Below are 17,256 nucleotides of genomic sequence, written 5' to 3'. Positions count from 1 at the left end.
GTATTTATGAAGAAGAGACGGATAAACAAAAAGAGACTGGTGACGGTTGTCTGTGCGGCGGCGGTTGCCATTGCCATCATCGGCTTCGCTGTGCACAAAGCCAGTGTTCAGCGCGCCGAAAAGACTATGGCGTCGGCTTCGCCGACGGCGGCAGCTGCACCGGCAGTGACGCCGGAGCCGACCGTTGATCCATCACTCTTTACGGATCCGGATTCTCTTCTGATACTGGCAAACAAGAAACACAAGCTTCCGGAGGGGTATGAGCCGGATGATCTTGTGGCGGTGATGATACCGACGACGAACTCCGACGTAACGATGCGCAGCGAGGCGAGCCAGGCTCTGACGCAGATGGCCGCAGATGCGAAAGAGGATGGTGTGGAGCTGAAGGTTTCGAGTGCCTATCGTTCGGAGTCCTATCAGCAGTCTCTGTATTCGCAGTATGTGAATATGTACGGGAAGGAGCGTGCGGATGCGATCAGTTCGCGTCCGGGCTATTCGGATCATCAGACGGGTCTTGCCTGTGACTTTGTTGAGGGTGATGGCAGTTTTGACGGCTATAACTTTGAGCAGGCGTTTGAGGATACGGACGCCGGAAAGTGGCTGGCAAAGAATGCCCATCTCTATGGCTTCATTCTCCGCTATCCTCAGGGGAAGGACGACATTACGGGCTATTCCTATGAGCCATGGCACTTCCGCTATGTCGGGGTTGACTATGCGACGAAGATCTATGAGACGGATCCTTCGGAAACCTTCGAGGAATACTTCCATCAGGAAGGCGGCGATTACGCCGATAATGAAACTACGAATACGACAAAGGTGCAGAACCGGGGATAAGGTTCTGCACCTTTTCTTCAACCGACACTGAGGGCAGCGGTTGAGCTCAAAGAATGCGGCAGTAGGTATCGGCTGCCTCGTGCTCAAAGCCGCGCTTTGTAAAGAACGGTAAATAAGGATTTTCCGGCGTCAGAGTGAGATACACTCGGGAGGCGCCGTTTTTCTTTGCCAGTTCCAGCATCTGATCCAGCAGCGAAGCTCCAAATCCGCATTTGCGCATGTTGTAATCAATCAGAATCCGCAGCTGATAGGCATCGGAAGATGTTGAACAAAGGCTGGCTGCACCGATAGAGAAGCCGCACTCTTCGCAATAGCCGTAGCGGTAGATGTGTTTCGCATCGTCAGAGAGCCAGGTTTTTGTGAAGCTGTCCCAGTCCTCTTCCGAAAACGTCTGCGGCTCTTCACCGAAGTCAAAATTATGTGGCCTCGTCAGCAGCTTGGCGCGGTAGTCCAGTTCGTCGCGTTCCGGTTTGATCAATGCAAGCATCGTATTCTCTCCCTGATTTCTGTTTCAGCATTATAGGGTGAGTGACTCTGCATTTACAGCAATGTGCCCATGGCGGCGTGCATCTTTGCATACCTGCGAAGATGAGGGGTGTCTCGTGCTACAATAAGCGCATGGCAAAAGGAAAATTCATCACCTTCGAAGGACCGGACGGAAGCGGGAAAACGACAGTTTCCACCGCTGTCACGAAACGTCTTGAGAGCGAAGGCTATGCGGTTCGCTATACACGTGAGCCCGGCGGAAGTGTCATTGCGGAACAGATCCGCAATATCATTCTGGATCCGGCCAATACGGCGGAGGATGCACGCACCGAGGCATTGCTGTATGCGGCCAGCCGCCGCCAGCATCTGGTGGATGTTGTTCTTCCGGATCTCTACAAAGGCATCAGCGTGATCAGTGACCGTTTCGTTGACAGTTCGCTTGCCTATCAGGGATGCGGCAGAGGGCTTGGCATCGAAGCTGTCTATGCCATCAACCAGTTTGCCATCGAGAACCATATGCCCGATAAAACGATCTTCCTCAATGTGCCGGCAGAGCTTGGCATTGCGCGCATTCAGAAGAACCGCACGTCGCTTGATCGTCTTGATCAGGAGGCGCTGTCATTTCATAAGGCTGTCTATGACGGTTATCAGAAAGTGATCCGTATGTATGCGGACCGGATGATCATCATCGACGCCAGCCGGGACGTTGACACTGTGATTGAAGACGCCTACCGGGCTGTAAAGGATATTCTGGATGGCTGCCGTTAAGCTTACAAAAAAGGAACAGGAAGAAATCGCTGCCGCCAACTCCTATGAAGCAGAGGAGGCAGATCGGAAGCGTCGGCGTATCGAGATGCGGACCCTTCTGCAGAAGGCGCAGCCGGAGGCATTTGCCCTGCTGGAGCGTTCCTTTGCCAAAGGTGCAGTCTCGCACGGCTATCTCTTCTATGGTCCCACCAACGCCCTGAAGACGGAAATGGCAATGTTATGTGCCGAGACGCTGGTTACAAGAGATCCAAAAGGCCTGGTTGACGAATCGTCCCTGTCGGATGAGGAAGAGGCACTTGTTCGCCAGGTGGCGAACAGGGCCAGCGCCTCGCTCATCGTGCTGGACGGTTATGGCAAAAAGGCCCTGGCCAAGGAAGATGTCGACGATGTACAGAGCCGCTTCAGCCGCACTGCGTCATCGGGAAACGGTGCCCGCATCTGGCTCATGCTGAGGTGCGAGAATTCGTCACTCGGTGCGCAGAATTCGCTGCTCAAGTTTCTGGAGGAGCCGGCGGAGGGTGTGTATGCATTTCTGACGGCGGACAATGTGGAACGCGTGCTGCCGACGATTCGTTCGCGGTGCGTTCTGGTTCCGTTCCGTCCGCTTCCGGAGATTTTCCTCTATGAGGAGGGTCAGAAACAGGGATTGGATCAGGAAGATGCTTGGCTGCTGGCCCATATGAAGGTATCGATCAGCGATATGGTGGAACTGGCTGCTTCGCCTGCGTACCAGAATGCGAAGGCGATGCTCAAGCAGTGGCTCAACGTAAAGGGTGACCGTGACCTGCTGGCATGTGACTATGAGGTGCGCTATCGCCTCAAGGCCGGTGCCAAGAAGGATGAGGGCATCAGCGCGGATCAGGCCAAGGACCAGAATGTGCGTCTTCTGCGGTTTTTCTTCGAGATGTTGATGGTGACGGCGCGCACCGCTTTGAAGGCAGCGGACTCCAGCGGTATGCAGATGCCGGCGTGGTATGCCCTTGCCATCGGGAAGAACAGTCGTGAAGACTGGATCAATGTATTGAAGATTGCCAGCGAAGAAAGGGACAGAGTCAACGCAAACAATGATCTGAATCTTCTGCTGGATCAGGCGTTCTATCGCCTGAAGGTAAGTAAAGCTTCAGTAACCCACGGTTGAAGCACGTGGGATTGTAAAAGATCCCATCGCCTCATGCCGTAGTGCGCAAGCACTAACTGAATAGCCTGAGTACTGTTGCACAAGCCATGTGCGCTAACAGTACTACGTTGTCTCTGTCATCAAACCCGTGGACGTAATGCCTAATCTGCGGCTCTTGGACCTGTCGTTAAAAGCTCTGAGGGAAAGGAGCGGTGCGGCAGGTGTAAAAAGCACTGACAACATTGGCGAAGGCATCGAAGCAGACCGGCATTCTGCTTCACTACGGCAGCCAGATGCCGGACGGAGATCTGTTCTCCGTCATTGATCTGGCACTTAATGAAAGGACGGCATTATGAAAGTCTTTGTGCTTAACAAACACGGCAATCCGCTGATGCCGTGTAATCCGAAAAAAGCAAGGCTGCTGCTGAAACAGCAGAAAGCAGTTGTTGCGAAGCAGATGCCTTTCACGATCCGGCTTCTGTATGGAAGTTCGGGATATAAGCAGCCTGTATCACTTGGCGTTGATGCCGGAAGTAAGCATATCGGCATTGCCGCCACAACTGAAAAAGAGGTGCTGTTTGCAGAAGAACTGACGCCTCGCAATGACGTCGTAAATCTGATGTCTGTTAGGCGGCAGAATAGAAGATCCCGCCGGAATCGTAAGACGCGTTACCGCAAAGTGCGTTTCGACAATCGTGTGCATGCCAAGCGCAAAGGCTGGCTGGCACCGTCTGTTGAGGTAAAGATCCAGGAGCACATCACTGCGATCAAACACGTACAGCAGATTCTTCCGATTACGGAAGTTCATGTAGAGACTGCAGAGTTTGACACACAGCGCATGAAGGCGGTGGAAGAAGGCAGGCCCCTTCCGGTCGGCACTGATTATCAGCTTGGCGAGATGTACGACAGTTATAACGTTCGTCAGTATGTTTTGAAACGTGATAACTACACCTGTCAGTGCTGCGGGAAGCACGGTGATGGTGTGAAGTTCCATGTGCATCATCTGGAAAGCCGCAAAACCGGCGGCAATGCGCCCGGCAATCTGATCACGCTGTGTGAAGACTGCCACAAAGCGATTCATGCCGGCACAAAAACGCTTCATGCTCGTAAAGCTAAACGCGGCACAAAGTCTCTGCGCGATGCGGCATTCATGGGCATTATGCGCAAAACGATGCTGGAGCGTCTGCGCGCAGAACCAGGCATCCCGGTGAATGGAACATACGGCTATATCACGAAGCTGTACCGTGATCTGTATCGCATCGAAAAGTCTCACATCAACGATGCCATCGTCATCAGCAAGCACTTCACCGCCGTGCCGGATGATGTCTGGTATTTTGCCAAAGCTGTGCGGAGGCATAACCGCCAGATTCACAAAAACAAGATCCTGAAAGGCGGTATCCGCAAACGCAATCAGGCCCCTCATGTGGTGAAAGGGTGCCGGCTGTTTGACTCCGTGAAGTACGCCAGAAACACGTATTTCATATTCGGGCGCAGGACATCTGGGCAGATGGATATTCGCACACTTGACGGTGCCAAAGTGAGCGGTGGATCGCTGAGCTTCAGAAAGTTTTCAGTTCAGCATTGCAACGCAGGGGCGTTGCTGGAAAGGAGAAAGGCGATTCCTCCCACGAATGAATCCGTGGGTTTCCTCGCCTGAAATTTTATGAGTGAAACAATCAAAGTGAATGATACAGATGAAATGGAAGTAAAGGATACGGAAGCCAAACCGGAAGACAAGCCCGTTTCTCCCTATCCCTATATGATTCCGGTGCGCTTTGAAAGCTCGAACCGCAGCTATTCGTTCGGCGCCTATGACGATGCGTGTCACAAGGGCGACTGGGTCGTCGTTGAGACGCAGAAGGGTCTGGAACTGGCGCAGGCAACGGATGACGCGAAGAAGACGGATTTCTTCCACAGCCATGTGCCGATGAAGCCGATCAAGCGCATCGCCACCAGCCGTGACCGTACGATGTACGAGGAAAACAAGCAGTATTCCAGGGAAGCTTTCCATGTGTGCGAGAATGAGATCAAGAATCTCGGACTGAACATGCACCTGATGTCGGCGGAATATATGCTCGACCGTCAGCACATATTGTTCCTGTACAAGGCGGATCAGCGCGTCGATTTCCGTGAGCTGCTGCATCGTCTGAATGCTCGTCTTCAGTGCCGCATCGAACTTCGTCAGATCGGTGACCGTGATAAGGCCCGTATGGTTGGCGGCATCGGCATGTGCGGCATGGAGTGCTGCTGCTCAAGGTTTAAGACCCATATGGATGTCATCTCCATCAATATGGCGAAGACGCAGCTGCTCGCTCTCAATACGGAGAAACTCTCCGGTATGTGCGGCAAGCTGATGTGCTGCCTGAAATATGAAAATGATACGTACAAGGAGCTGACCGAGGGGCTGCCCAAGATCGGCGCCCATGTCGAATATGACGGCGCCATGTACCGTGTATCCTCCATGAATGTCATGAATGATTCGGCACGTCTGGAAAACAGTGAAACGTTCCAGGAGGTGACGCTCGAGGATCTGCGCGAAAAGGCGATTGTCCGCAAGGGCGTCACCGTTGCCCGCAAGGGGCCCGGACGCTCCCGGCCGGCAACGACGATCCCCGGCGTCCATAAGAACAACATGTCTTCCGGACCGATCAGCACGAACTTCTCCACCAGCGATGAAAGCAGAAAGCAGGAGAAAAGCCCGGAGCGTACACCGGATGGAGGTGCACGCAAGGCTGCTCCGGCTAAGGCCGCCGCTGCCAGGAAGCAGCCGCGGAAGGCGGATGCGCCAAGAAATAATAACAGGGCGGAAGGAACCCGTGGTGGTAACCGCCGCAGTTCCAACAATAACAACAACCGGAGAATCAATCGTCCGCAGGGCGCAAATGTAGAAGTGCGCAGCTTCAAGAGCAGACACAAGGAAGAAACGTCGGAGTAATATGAACGACCAGCGCAGTTTTGAAAACGGAAAGGCGTCGCTGTATCTGGTGGCTACGCCGATCGGCAATATGGATGAATTCACGCCGCGGGCTGTCGATGTGCTGAAGAGTGTCGATGTCATTGCCTGTGAAGATACGCGTACGTCGGGTGTTCTGCTGAAGCGCTTTGATATTTCCAAGCGCCTGATCTCGTATCAGAAGTTCAACGAAGAACCGAGTACGAAGGGGATTCTGGCGCTGCTGGAAGAGGGTAAAAATGTTGCCCTGATCTCGGATGCGGGCTATCCCCTGATCAATGATCCGGGGCAGACACTTGTGCCCGCCATCATCGACGCCGGATTCAATGTGATTCCGGTCAGCGGTCCCAATGCCGGCGTGGATGCCTTAGTCGCTTCGGGACTGGTGGTCCAGCCGTTTGTCTTTATCGGTTTTCTGCCGCCCAGCGAACATGCGCGGGTCGAGAAGATGAAGGAATATGCGTCACTTCCGATGACGATGGTGTACTACGAGGCGCCGCACCGGATTGAGAAGATGCTGCGGGATGCGCTGGTCGTGTTCGGTGATCGCAAGTGCTGTGTTGCGCGTGAACTGACCAAGGTGCATGAGGAATTTCTGCGTGGTACGATATCGGAAGTTCTGGAAGTGATTCCTGATCGCAAGGGAGAAATGGTCGTCGTCATTGCGGGAGCTGAGCAGGTTCAGCCGGAGCTGGATGAAGGTGTATTGATCGCCATGGTTAATGAGGAGACGGCAAAAGGACTGTCGAAGAATGCGGCCGTGAAAGCAGTCGCGTCGCGGACAGGCGTTGCTCGGAATCTTCTCTATGATCTGGTACATGAAAAGAGGAACTGAATATGCTGTTCTATGGTTTGCTTAGCCTGTCATTGATGGAAATTGCGATCTACGTCGGTGCGGCAGTGATTCCTGCCATCTTCCTGATGCGTTATGTCTACGTGAATGATCTGCCTCAGGACAGGGAGCCGGCCGCACTGTTATGGCGACTGGCGCTGAGCGGTGTTTATGCGGCGCTGGTGGCGATGGTTCTGGAATGGATTGAGGACGGCCTGATTATTCCGGCTTTCCACATTCAGGATAAGATGACGCTGCTCATCGTACAGATGCTGTTTGTAGGTTTGACTGAAGAAGGGTGCAAGCTTTACTTCCTCAAGAAGCGTACCTGGAACAACCTGAACTTCAACTATACCTACGACGGGATGATGTATTCGGTCTTTGTGTCCCTTGGCTTTGCGGCGTTTGAGAACATTCTCTATGTGTTCAACTATGGCCTGAGTGTTGCCTTCTCGCGGGCAATCTTCGCAATTCCGGCACACTTTGGATTCTCGGTCATCATGGGCATCATGTATGCACGGGCAAAGTTCTGCGACAGCCGTGGCGATGGCGTAGGTAAGACTGCAAATATGCTGCTGGGATACCTTCTTGCCGTAGCGATGCATGCCTTCTATGATACGACGGCTTCAATGAACTCCAACATGGGTACAGGTGTGTTCCTGATCTTCGTTGTGATCATGTACTTCGTCATCTATCGTTTGATTAAGCGCGAAGCAAGGACGGACCGTCCGATTTACTGATGCATGAGATCTGCTTCGGCAGATCTTTTTTTATTTCCGAATGCCTATGCTGTCCCATTTTTGGTACAGCATAGGCTTTATTGTTAATTCCGAAAGGAGATAACAGGCGATGGAAAATGCAGAAAGTAATCCATCCTTCGATGACAAAATCATGAAGGCCTTTAAACCTGTATGGGGATTCTCTGACTTAAAGAAACGGCTGATGACCATCGCAAAAATACTGAAAGATCCGCCGAATGTTGATGAAAGCGGAGATCACGAACCTTCCGGTCTCCTTCTTTATGGATACGATGCCATGGGAAAAACGCTGCTGGCAAAGTGTCTGATTCAGGCAAGCGGAAGGAAGGCCTATCGCATATGCATCGACCGGCCGGATCGAAACTGGGACACAATCATTCATTCTGTATTTGAAGAGGCCCTGGCTCATGCGCCTTCCATTGTCTATCTGGCTGATCTGGAAACATATGTCTTTCAGGATGAGTCAACTGCGGAAAAGATAAAGAAAGAGTTAATGAACTGCATTGATTCGGTTCACGGGAAACACGTTTTTGTACTTGTGGCCTGTAACCCGACGTATGCCTACGATCCCAAACTGGTAAGCCGCGAACGAATCGATTTACAAATCTACATTGATTGTCTGGAGATGGATCAAAAATGCACCGTAGATTTTCTGCGGTCTTCCCTGAAGGAGCTGAACATATCTTCCGATCTTGCGCCGGAGGAAATTCTGAAACTGTTCGGCTGGCCGCTGGCGCTTGAGCCTGCAAGGCTTCGCAATTTTGTTCAGGAAGCTGCGGATGAGGCGGTTCAGTCAGGCTATTCATCCATTCATGTATCGAATTATTACCACGCTCTTCTTTCTGCCGATGAAGAAGCGCCGGTGTATGCATTTCATCAGGAACAAAGGGATATCAACAGAACATGCATGCAAAAGAAAGCGTATGAGATCGCTGCCAAAACGGCCCTCTGGGAACTGTATTTCCCGGGAAGTACCCATATCGCAGGGGTCTTCTGGTTCCATGGTGCCAGGGGAATCCGCTGGGGATCTGTTCCGGATCAATGCAAGAAATCATTTTTGGAACAAAGGATTGAGGAAGACAGGAAATTTTCCATCATCGACGCTTCGCCAAGAATGATCAGTCTGATGAAGTTCGGAAGGAGTGAGCCGGCACCCTTTTCAGAGAATGAGTCGGTCAATTCTGTGCTGGAGGACATGGATCAGGAAGGTTTCTTTGACCATGCGGAACGATTCTTTCCGGTGGAAAATGCCAATGAACGTTTAAAGAATTACTGGTACTGGCTCCTGATCAAAGAAGCAGAGAGAACATCCTTATCCCTGTTAAAGAAGAATGAATCATTTGTCGACCTGCTGGCCGAAGAACTCTTACAGAATGAATTTCTGCTGGAAGAACAGATTCAGGAGTGCCGACAAAAGCGTGCGCAATCTGAGCAGACCGTTTTCCATAAGAGGATATCCATATGACGAGAGATGAAAACTGTGAAGAGTTTGATCCGGAAGTCATCGAGGCATTTGAATCGGTGAAGGGGTACCGCTATGTTCGCGGCTTCCTGATGCGGATTGCGGAAATTCTCCGGGGCAATCCAAAGTTCAAGGCACTGGGGAGCCGTGATCCTTCCGGAATCATTCTGTTTGGAAAAAACGGTGCCGGAAAAACGACACTGGCAAACTGCCTGATTCGTGCATCGGGGCGGCCGTCATTTCAGATTCATCACATCAGTCCGCTAACAACAAACTATCGACAGATCACAGATGTTTTTGCGGCGGCCGAAAATCAGACACCTTCGATCATTTTTCTGGATGACCTGGATCAATATTCGACAATATCAACCCACCTGGAAATCAAGCTGAAAGAATGCATGGATGCCATCGAAGGTAAAAATGTATTTATTGTGTTTACTGCTGATCGATACGATTACTATGAGACTCTGATCCGGCCTGGGAAAATTGATATTGCGCTGGATCTTGAAGCTATTGATCAGGAAGATATTCGTGAGATCGTCGAGCCGATCCTTAATGCCGGGAATATGAATACGGAACTTGCGCCGCAAAAGATTGCAAAGATTCTGTCGTCACCGGAAACAACGCCGTTAATAGTTAAGAACATTATGAAACAGGCTGTTCTGGAAGCTGCGAGCAACAATCACCCGTGCATCACTGCATTCGACTTCTTCTTAGCGCGGCTAAGTATTATTAAGGACAGACAAGGCTGCAGCCTGGAAGAAATCAACAGGCAGAATGAAAAAAGGTCCCTTCCGCAGGAAGCATATGAAACGGCAGCGAAGACAGTCGTACTGGAAGTGATGGCCCCGGGTACGGTTGATGTGGCGGCGATCTATATGAGCAGTGGCACAACCGCCAGTACAATCCTCAAGCGGAGAGAGGATGGAGAATATTCTGCGGGAAAAGAAGCAATCTATGAGCGGGATATCATCGCAAATGCCGCGGCCAGAATGATTGATATCATGAAATTTGGAATCGTGAAAAATGAACCGGTTGTTCAACTGGAAGAGGTATATCATTTTCTTGAAGAAATCAGTGAAGACGGTATCTGGTTCGATTTGGGCGGAAATGAAAACGGCCTGGATCAGGAGAACAACAATATCAACATTCGGGTACTTGCGGTCATCGCAGAGAGGATTGCGTCGTATCTTCTGATCAAACATCAGCGGTTTGTAGATGCATTGGCGAATATGCTTCTGCAGGAAGGAATTGTTCTGGATGATCAGATTCAGGAGTGCAGAAGGAAGTCTGAAAGTTCGACTGATGAAAAATCCTTCTTTGGGTTCAATAATTGATTGCGTAAGCAGCTCTACGATACAGTGACATTGATAAAGAGCTTAATGAGATGGCAGAAAATAATAAGCTGAAATTACTCTATACTCTGGAAATCATGCAGCATACGGATGCGGATCATCCATTGAATATCTCGCAGATCATTCAACATCTTCAGGCAAAGGGGATTCATGCGGAGCGGAAGTCGGTTGCCCGGGATCTTCAGACTATCAGCGAAGCGGGCTTCAGCATCGAAAAATGTGAGAACCATAATGATGGGTTCTATATGACCGATCAGATCTTTGAAGATTATGAGCTCAAGATCCTTGCGGATGCGGTTGCTTCGGCGGCGTGGTTGACGGAAAAAGATTCGGAAAAGCTGATTCAGAAGCTGGCTTCAGCGGCTACAGAAAATGGAAGAAATCTGATTTCGTCCACCACTTATATTGACTCTTCCTTGAAATCGGAAGATGCGGCGAACAAGATCAAGTTTGACACTGTCCTCCATGCAATCATGGACCGGCATCAGATTTCCTTTCAATACACGGTTGTCGGCCCGGACGGTAAGAAAGAACCATATCGCGGCGGAAAGGTCTATACGGCAAGTCCGTATTATCTTCCGCTCTATGAGAATGAGTATTACCTCATCGCAAATCCGTCGGAACATGATCATGCGACGCATTTTAAACTCGATCTGATGGAGAACATTACGGAAACGGAACTTCCGGTCCGACCGGTCAGCGAAATCAGTGAATTCAAGGACCAGGGCTCTTCCTTCAGCATCAACAAATATCTGAAGGAATCGGTGCATATGTACAACGGTGTGCCCGAGGCTCTGGCGTTGCACTGTTCCAAATGGGTCCGAAGAAATATTCAGAGGAAGTTCGGAAAGAACATTGTGATGATCAATCAGCCGGACGGAAGCTTCAAGGTCCATGTGAAAGCAGTTGCGTCCGAAGGCTTCTATCAATGGCTTGCCGGATATGGGCGCAATATTGTCATCGAAGAACCGGAGAGAATAAAGAACGAATTCCTTGAATTCATCGACGGGATTCAACAGGCATATATTGAAGAAAAGAGGGCTGAAAATGAATCGGGATCAAGTAAATGAACAGTTGAGAAACGTGACGCGGGACTGGCTGAACTCGGACTCAGTTCAGAAACGTCTGAAATCGACAGAAGGACTGTATTCGGATGTGTTTGTGCCGGGCATTAGCGAATATTATGCGGAAGCGGTAGGCAGACGCATTCTGCTGTTCGGCCAGGAGGCGAGAAATTTTTATTTCGATAATGATAATTCTCTCGAGAGGATACAGGACTGGGTGATTTGTTATGCCATGTCTCAGATCGATCAGACGAGAATGATTTCGGCAGGCCAGGACTCTCAGGACTTGCCTCGCGAAAAATTGAATAAGTCTCCTTTTTGGTCTCTCTTTCGAAAAATAGTTCAACAGGGCTGGCATCCGGCTTGGTCAAATCTGGATAAATTCCATCGGTTTGAACCTGAAAGCAGGAAGACAATACCATTAACAGGCGATGATGAAGTTATTTTCAATTCGCCCGTACGGAAGGATGAGAAGACGCTGGTACAAAAGGAAATAGAAATTGTAAAGCCTGACGTAATTGTTTTTCTGGTTGGCCCTAACTACACCAAATCTCTCAGCATTGCATTGAGGATTGAGAAAAAGCAATTGGCTGCGATCAGGCCGACGGCAAATGCAGAAGGCTATTGTGTCCGGATTGATGAGTCACTGACGAAACTGTCAGTACCGGTTTACTGGACCTACCATCCGGCGTATATTTTGAGATCCAAAAAGAAAGGAATGTCACTGGATGATCTGGTCGAACATATTATTAGCGGTGCAAAGGTCGAATAAGCAGGACGGCATTCATCTTCAGATCACGACGCCGTGATTTTTGCACAGGGGACACATTACTGCAATCTGATTCCTGCGGTTGCGGACGTATACGTGAAGAACGCCCAGTGCCGATGAAAGACGAAAAAAATCCGTGAGCTGGAAGGTTCACGGATTAATAGATTATAATCCGCTTTTGCACAGTGTTGGTGAAGAATCTATAATTTGGATAGCCCGACGGGGCTAGAAAGCTAAAACGCTTTGGTAAGTGGTTCTGAGTTAGCTGTGGTAGGCCTCCTCATGACTGCTTACTTAAGTATTGAGGTCTACCACAAATGTATAATCAATCGCTTACCTCTTCCAGGCGCCGTACGCCCTGGGATTATAAGGAGAGTCTTTCGCCGTACGAGCAGTTCATTAAGGATCAGTATGTGGAAGTCTTTGATCGCAGGCATCAAAGCCTGATAGAATCCGGAGAAGCAGAGTTTCTGAATGCATTTCAGGTCTTTCAATGCAGACATTGCGGATCAGAAAACTTCATCAAGTACGGTCATACTTCAAATGGCGTAAACAGGTATCTCTGCAAAGATTGCGGAAGGACATTCACCATCACAACCGGGACCATTTTTGAAGATCATAAAATACCGTACACAGAATGGGTTGAGCAGCTCCTGAGAATTATCGGTTATGAAAGTATGAGTCTTGCCTCAAAGAATGGCCGTAATTCCTTCACAACAACGAAATATTGGGATGCGAAGCTGTTCAAAATCTTAGATAACTATCAGGAGAACATTGTGCTGTTCGGAAATGTTCAGATCGATGAAACATACTGGGATCTGGGAAAAAAGCACAGGCAGCTGATTGACGGCAAACAATACAGAGGCATATCCAGAAACAAGATGTGTATCGCAATTGGAACTGATGGCACGCAGACAATTGCAATCTACGAAAACCATCAAGGAAAGCCTACGAAAGAGAGTACCTGGAATGCCTTCAGCCAGCATATTCAGGAAGGCTCCATACTGATCCATGACAGTGAGCGTTCACATTCAATTCTGGTATCGGATCTGAACCTTACCGAAAAGAAATATAATTCACGAGATCTGATCAGACTGGATGATAAGGACAATCCTCTCAGAGAAGTGAACCACGCATGTGCTCTGCTGAAAGCTTTCCTGAGATCACATTCCGGGTTTGAACGCGATGAACTGCAGGGATATCTGGATCTGTTTGCATTTCTGATGAATCCGCCTGCAGAGCCGCTGGAAAAAGTCAAAGTACTGCTGGTGAGCTCACTATATATCCCAGAAACGCTAAGATATCGAGATTACTATTCCGTAGAACCGCATGACTAAGCGGTTCTAGACGCAGATTTACCAACACTGTGCAAAAAGGGATTTATAGATTAAAAAGCTATTTATCTGGTACAGACGCAGATCTTAGAGTCCGAGAACCTGTTTTTTCTTCGCTTTAAACTCCTGTTGCGTGATGACACCCTCATCAAGGAGCTGCTTATACTTGCGAAGCTGTGCGGCGATGTCCGATTCTGTTCCGGATGCGGACGCCTGTGCCCCGTCTTTCACCTTTTGGAGGAATTCAATGATTTGGATCACGGTGCCGTAGGCACTCTGCATATCATCCTCTTCCATCGTGAATAAGCCGATGTCGAAGCAGTCGATCACAACATCGTGAATCATCGGGTGATTCACATAAATATGAAGATCCATGCCCATGATTTTGCAATTGGGAGGACAGACGGGGAGCTCCGGATGGTTCTGCCGCAGGGACTCGTAGTACCTTGCCTGCATGGCATCCTTCATAATCTCACCGAGAAGTGAATCGTCTTTATCATCGTCAAAGTCGTACTCTGTTCTCAGATCGACGTTCCAGCGCTGGATCTGGTCAAACTGAAGAAGAACCGGTCTCTCATATTTCGGGTTGACCCACCAGCCGTGCGTCTCATCTGCACTAAAACACTTGTTGTCTCTCAGGTATACTGCGAACGTTTCACGGAACTCTTCCCGGTACTTCCGGTCATTCTCCTTTGCGACTTCAATGTTCCGTTCATAGTCTTCCTTTGTCATCGCCTTAAAGGCATCGGAGTCAAGCTGATCGCTCAGCTTGCTTCTGCAGTCGTCGCAGAGATATCCGCCGTCCTTCAGGGATACTCTCGAGAGAAGCCCTGCTTTTTTCCCGCATTCACAGCATGTCTTGCTGCCACCAAATAATCCCATACATTGTCCTCCCTGGATTTCTTTCTGTAATTCTTCGCTTGTGTATCGCTGCTTGCTCGGATTGTCTTTGCCCTTTATCCGGCAAAGCGTGTTTTCCTCTCTTCTTTTCCAGCTCGTTCGATTCGGGAAAAGATTTTCGGGCTGTATCTGTGATTTGAAGTCTGAGAGTTTTTAATAATAGTACGGAAAATCATAGTTAAAAGGAAAAACCGGTACTTGACAACCGGATTCATTCATGTCCCATTTCTAAACAGCCTTCATTATCTGTTTTTAGAAAACAATCTGGTACAGGACTCCGTACAGTTCACGGATATAGTAGGCACCGAAGAAGAATAAATCTGTCGGAGCAGGAAGAGTGGAAGCTTCGATGCTGAGTGAATTTGCGATCATTCGTGCACGCAGCACATGGAATTCGTTTGTGACGATCAATACCGGTGCAGAGAGCCTGTTTTCCTGCATGATGGATTCGGCATTGATGAGGTTTTCCCGCGTACTTTCCGACTTGTCTTCGACGTAGATGCGGCCGGCGTCTATGCCTTTTTTTACGAGATACTTCTGCATCGCGGTGCCTTCGGGTTCCGGTTCATCACTTCCCTGACCTCCTGTTACGATGACGATGGCATTCGTATTTTCCTGAAGATAGTCATATGCCGCATCGAGCCGTTCACGCAGCATTCTGCTTGGACCGTTACGATCAACCTTACAGCCAAGAACGATGACCGTATCTGCCTCTGCCGCCGGCTGAAGGATGGCAGAGACCATCACCGCAGTAATTGAAACGGTCAGCGCCGCAATGACAAGAACGATCAACTTTATAACAGTCTGTAATTGCCATGGTAGAGACGTGAACAGCTGCGGCGCCGCTCCGTAAAGCACAAGCAGCGCACCGACCACCATCCCCGTAAGCGAACCGATATTGAAAATGCCGGCAAAAACCGGCAGAAAACACCAGAAAAACAGAAGGATACCGAGGACGATCAGAATCTTCCGCTTCATCATAATTCCTCGCTGTAATGGTAACGGCGAATGACTTCTTCCGCACACTTGAGACCGTCAATGGCACTCGAAACGATGCCTCCGGCAAAGCCTGCACCTTCTCCGGCCGGCCACATGCCTTCCACCGTCGATTCCAGCGTCGTAAAGTTTCTGACAATCCGGATCGGCGACGAGGTACGTGTCTCAACACCCGTCATCGTTGCCCCACCTGTCGTGAAGCCGGGCCAGATGCCTTCTGTATAGTGGAAGAATTCTTCCAGCGACTGATTGATGCGATCATTGAACAGCGCATGCAGATCCGCCTCCTCAACGCCGCGCGGAAATGTCGGCGAAATGGAAGAAAGAGGCTCCACATCATGTTTCAGATAGGACTCAATTTTCTGCGCCGGAGCCTTTCCGCCGCCAAGCTTCCATGCCATCGTTTCAAGATTCTCCTGAAACTCCATGCCCGCAAACAGACCGTCCCCGAAATCGGAAGAATCCACCTGCACAACAATTGCGCTGTTGGCCAGTTGACCGTCACGGGCCGCATAGGACATGCCGTTGGTCACGACGGAATCCGCCATCGACGCACCATCAACCACGAAGCCTCCCGGACACATGCAGAAGGAATAGACGCCCTTGCCGATGGAAGATGTATGCGAAAGATGATATTCCGCCGCCGGCATCTTTACGCCTGCAGGAATGTTGCGATACTGCTGATGATCAATGAACGACTGCAGATGCTCCACGCGTACACCGACCGCAAAATTCTTCGCCTCCAGCGTCAGATCCTTCTTTGTCGCTAACATCCGCATCGTGTCACGCGCACTGTGGCCCAGCGCCAGGATGACAACAGACGAAGGTATCTCTTCACCGGTTTGCAGACGTATGCCTGTTACCTTTCCATGATCGATGAGAAGGTCATCCATGCGCGCATCGAACCGTACCTCACCGCCGAGTTCCTCGATCCGGTGCCGGATATTCTCATCGATCATAACTAGGGCGTCTGTACCAACATGTGGATGGTTGGTCCAGACGATGGTGGGATCCGCACCTGCCTTTACAAGTTCATCAAGAATCAGATGAACCCTCGGATCCTTGACTCTCGTTGTCAGCTTGCCATCTGAAAAGGCGCCGGCTCCTCCTTCGCCATACTGGACGTTTGACTCCGTGTTGATGTTTCCACCGTGCCAGTAGGTGCTGACATCCTTCTGACGTTCTTTGATCTGTCTGCCCCTCTCAAGGATGATGGGGCGCAATCCCTTCGCCGCCAGGGCAAGACCGGCCGCCATGCCTGCAGGCCCGAAGCCGACAACGATCGGCCGCTGCTTTAGAGGCGCATCACCATTGTCTGGAAGCGTGTAATGGAACTCGTCGGCGTGACGGGCATTCTTCACTTTGTGAAGATAGTGTTCCTCGTTATTGACCTTGAGATCGACCAGATCCACCCAGCAGGCGGCACGGTCGGGCCGCGCATCGAGAGAGCGGCGGTAGATGGATCCGGAAATATAATCGCCCGGTTTGATCCGTGCCATGCGGACGGCATGGGCAACGGGATCCTCGGGACTTGTGAGTGACGTATGAACTTCAATTCTCAGCATAATTGTTTTAAACTCCTAAGAATATTGTACTCATGATAGACTTCTAGCAGGTACTGGAGGCTT

16 protein-coding genes are annotated in these 17,256 nt (G+C 50.1%); 12 read left to right on the top strand and 4 right to left on the bottom strand.

Going from position 1 to position 17,256, the window contains the following annotated elements; translation table 11 throughout:
• The first annotated feature begins 6 nt into the window (after positions 1 to 6).
• Positions 7 to 834: a M15 family metallopeptidase gene (locus tag C1714_RS02675; RefSeq protein WP_102341739.1), complete on the top strand. Its 828-nt coding sequence runs from the start codon at positions 7 to 9 to the stop codon at positions 832 to 834.
• Positions 835 to 880: 46 nt separating this feature from the next.
• Here the strand turns inward: C1714_RS02675 and C1714_RS02670 are convergent, their stop codons facing one another.
• Entirely contained in the window at positions 881 to 1,321 is a 441-nt protein-coding gene (locus C1714_RS02670) for a GNAT family N-acetyltransferase (protein ID WP_102341738.1), read from the bottom strand.
• Between the two features lie 131 nt (positions 1,322 to 1,452).
• On the opposite strand from C1714_RS02670, the gene tmk reads away from it, so the two are divergent.
• The 11 genes from tmk (at position 1,453) to C1714_RS02615 (ending at position 13,735) form a co-directional block, all read left to right on the top strand.
• Complete coding sequence (tmk, locus tag C1714_RS02665; protein ID WP_102341737.1) at positions 1,453 to 2,088, top strand: dTMP kinase; 636 nt, start codon at positions 1,453 to 1,455, stop codon at positions 2,086 to 2,088.
• The gene (locus tag C1714_RS02660; RefSeq protein ID WP_102341736.1) at positions 2,075 to 3,226 is read left to right on the top strand and encodes a hypothetical protein; all 1,152 of its coding nucleotides are present in this window, start codon (positions 2,075 to 2,077) and stop codon (positions 3,224 to 3,226) included. Before tmk ends, C1714_RS02660 begins: the two co-directional genes overlap by 14 nt.
• Before the next feature lie 331 nt (positions 3,227 to 3,557).
• Positions 3,558 to 4,862: an RNA-guided endonuclease IscB gene (gene iscB, locus C1714_RS02655; protein WP_102341735.1), complete on the top strand. Its 1,305-nt coding sequence runs from the start codon at positions 3,558 to 3,560 to the stop codon at positions 4,860 to 4,862.
• 6 nt (positions 4,863 to 4,868) lie between these two features.
• Positions 4,869 to 6,140, top strand: a complete 1,272-nt coding sequence (ricT, locus tag C1714_RS02650) for a regulatory iron-sulfur-containing complex subunit RicT (protein ID WP_245304991.1) — start codon at positions 4,869 to 4,871, stop codon at positions 6,138 to 6,140.
• A 1-nt stretch (position 6,141) separates the two neighbouring features.
• Positions 6,142 to 6,993: a 16S rRNA (cytidine(1402)-2'-O)-methyltransferase gene (gene rsmI / locus C1714_RS02645; RefSeq protein WP_102341734.1), complete on the top strand. Its 852-nt coding sequence runs from the start codon at positions 6,142 to 6,144 to the stop codon at positions 6,991 to 6,993.
• A 35-nt stretch (positions 6,994 to 7,028) separates the two neighbouring features.
• A complete protein-coding gene (locus C1714_RS02640; RefSeq protein WP_167849903.1) occupies positions 7,029 to 7,730 on the top strand; it encodes a PrsW family intramembrane metalloprotease in 702 nt (233 codons plus the stop codon).
• 109 nt (positions 7,731 to 7,839) lie between these two features.
• Positions 7,840 to 9,213, top strand: coding sequence for an AAA family ATPase (locus C1714_RS02635; protein ID WP_102341732.1), 1,374 nt, complete (start codon positions 7,840 to 7,842; stop codon positions 9,211 to 9,213).
• Complete coding sequence (locus C1714_RS02630; protein WP_102341731.1) at positions 9,210 to 10,547, top strand: AAA family ATPase; 1,338 nt, start codon at positions 9,210 to 9,212, stop codon at positions 10,545 to 10,547. Before C1714_RS02635 ends, C1714_RS02630 begins: the two co-directional genes overlap by 4 nt.
• A gap of 50 nt (positions 10,548 to 10,597) precedes the next feature.
• Positions 10,598 to 11,635: a helix-turn-helix transcriptional regulator gene (locus C1714_RS02625; protein WP_102341730.1), complete on the top strand. Its 1,038-nt coding sequence runs from the start codon at positions 10,598 to 10,600 to the stop codon at positions 11,633 to 11,635.
• The gene (locus C1714_RS02620; RefSeq protein WP_135567868.1) at positions 11,592 to 12,401 is read left to right on the top strand and encodes a uracil-DNA glycosylase family protein; all 810 of its coding nucleotides are present in this window, start codon (positions 11,592 to 11,594) and stop codon (positions 12,399 to 12,401) included. Before C1714_RS02625 ends, C1714_RS02620 begins: the two co-directional genes overlap by 44 nt.
• A gap of 314 nt (positions 12,402 to 12,715) precedes the next feature.
• Positions 12,716 to 13,735 (top strand): IS1/IS1595 family N-terminal zinc-binding domain-containing protein, encoded by a 1,020-nt coding sequence (locus C1714_RS02615; RefSeq protein WP_102341728.1) that lies wholly within the window; start codon positions 12,716 to 12,718, stop codon positions 13,733 to 13,735.
• Positions 13,736 to 13,819: 84 nt separating this feature from the next.
• Here the strand turns inward: C1714_RS02615 and C1714_RS14390 are convergent, their stop codons facing one another.
• From C1714_RS14390 to C1714_RS02600, 3 genes are all read right to left on the bottom strand, one after another.
• Complete coding sequence (locus C1714_RS14390; protein WP_245304989.1) at positions 13,820 to 14,614, bottom strand: DUF4428 domain-containing protein; 795 nt, start codon at positions 14,612 to 14,614, stop codon at positions 13,820 to 13,822.
• Between the two features lie 270 nt (positions 14,615 to 14,884).
• The gene (locus tag C1714_RS02605; RefSeq protein ID WP_102341727.1) at positions 14,885 to 15,613 is read right to left on the bottom strand and encodes a YdcF family protein; all 729 of its coding nucleotides are present in this window, start codon (positions 15,611 to 15,613) and stop codon (positions 14,885 to 14,887) included.
• The gene (locus C1714_RS02600) at positions 15,610 to 17,193 is read right to left on the bottom strand and encodes an NAD(P)/FAD-dependent oxidoreductase (protein WP_102341726.1); all 1,584 of its coding nucleotides are present in this window, start codon (positions 17,191 to 17,193) and stop codon (positions 15,610 to 15,612) included. Before C1714_RS02600 ends, C1714_RS02605 begins: the two co-directional genes overlap by 4 nt.
• Positions 17,194 to 17,256 lie beyond the last annotated feature (63 nt).

Origin of the sequence: Galactobacillus timonensis, assembly GCF_900240265.1 — a bacterium.
GTDB classification, from domain to species: Bacteria; Bacillota_I; Bacilli_A; order Erysipelotrichales; family Erysipelotrichaceae; genus Bulleidia; species Bulleidia timonensis.
Note: the sequence above shows the minus strand (reverse complement) of the source record. Positions and strands in the feature narration are given on the sequence as shown.

Bases quoted from the DNA above. Each gene is read 5' to 3' on its own strand.
- C1714_RS02615 (WP_102341728.1), top strand. From the start codon at position 12,716: ATGTATAATCAATCGCTTACCTCTTCCAGGCGCCGTACGCCCTGGGAT.
- C1714_RS02635 (WP_102341732.1), top strand. From the start codon at position 7,840: ATGGAAAATGCAGAAAGTAATCCATCCTTCGATGACAAAATCATGAAG.
- ricT (WP_245304991.1), top strand. From the start codon at position 4,869: ATGAGTGAAACAATCAAAGTGAATGATACAGATGAAATGGAAGTAAAG.
- C1714_RS02600 (WP_102341726.1), bottom strand. From the start codon at position 17,193: ATGCTGAGAATTGAAGTTCATACGTCACTCACAAGTCCCGAGGATCCC.
- tmk (WP_102341737.1), top strand. From the start codon at position 1,453: ATGGCAAAAGGAAAATTCATCACCTTCGAAGGACCGGACGGAAGCGGG.
- C1714_RS14390 (WP_245304989.1), bottom strand. From the start codon at position 14,614: ATGGGATTATTTGGTGGCAGCAAGACATGCTGTGAATGCGGGAAAAAA.
- C1714_RS02605 (WP_102341727.1), bottom strand. From the start codon at position 15,613: ATGATGAAGCGGAAGATTCTGATCGTCCTCGGTATCCTTCTGTTTTTC.
- C1714_RS02625 (WP_102341730.1), top strand. From the start codon at position 10,598: ATGGCAGAAAATAATAAGCTGAAATTACTCTATACTCTGGAAATCATG.
- C1714_RS02670 (WP_102341738.1), bottom strand. From the start codon at position 1,321: ATGCTTGCATTGATCAAACCGGAACGCGACGAACTGGACTACCGCGCC.
- C1714_RS02630 (WP_102341731.1), top strand. From the start codon at position 9,210: ATGACGAGAGATGAAAACTGTGAAGAGTTTGATCCGGAAGTCATCGAG.
- C1714_RS02660 (WP_102341736.1), top strand. From the start codon at position 2,075: ATGGCTGCCGTTAAGCTTACAAAAAAGGAACAGGAAGAAATCGCTGCC.
- iscB (WP_102341735.1), top strand. From the start codon at position 3,558: ATGAAAGTCTTTGTGCTTAACAAACACGGCAATCCGCTGATGCCGTGT.
- C1714_RS02640 (WP_167849903.1), top strand. From the start codon at position 7,029: ATGGAAATTGCGATCTACGTCGGTGCGGCAGTGATTCCTGCCATCTTC.
- C1714_RS02675 (WP_102341739.1), top strand. From the start codon at position 7: ATGAAGAAGAGACGGATAAACAAAAAGAGACTGGTGACGGTTGTCTGT.
- rsmI (WP_102341734.1), top strand. From the start codon at position 6,142: ATGAACGACCAGCGCAGTTTTGAAAACGGAAAGGCGTCGCTGTATCTG.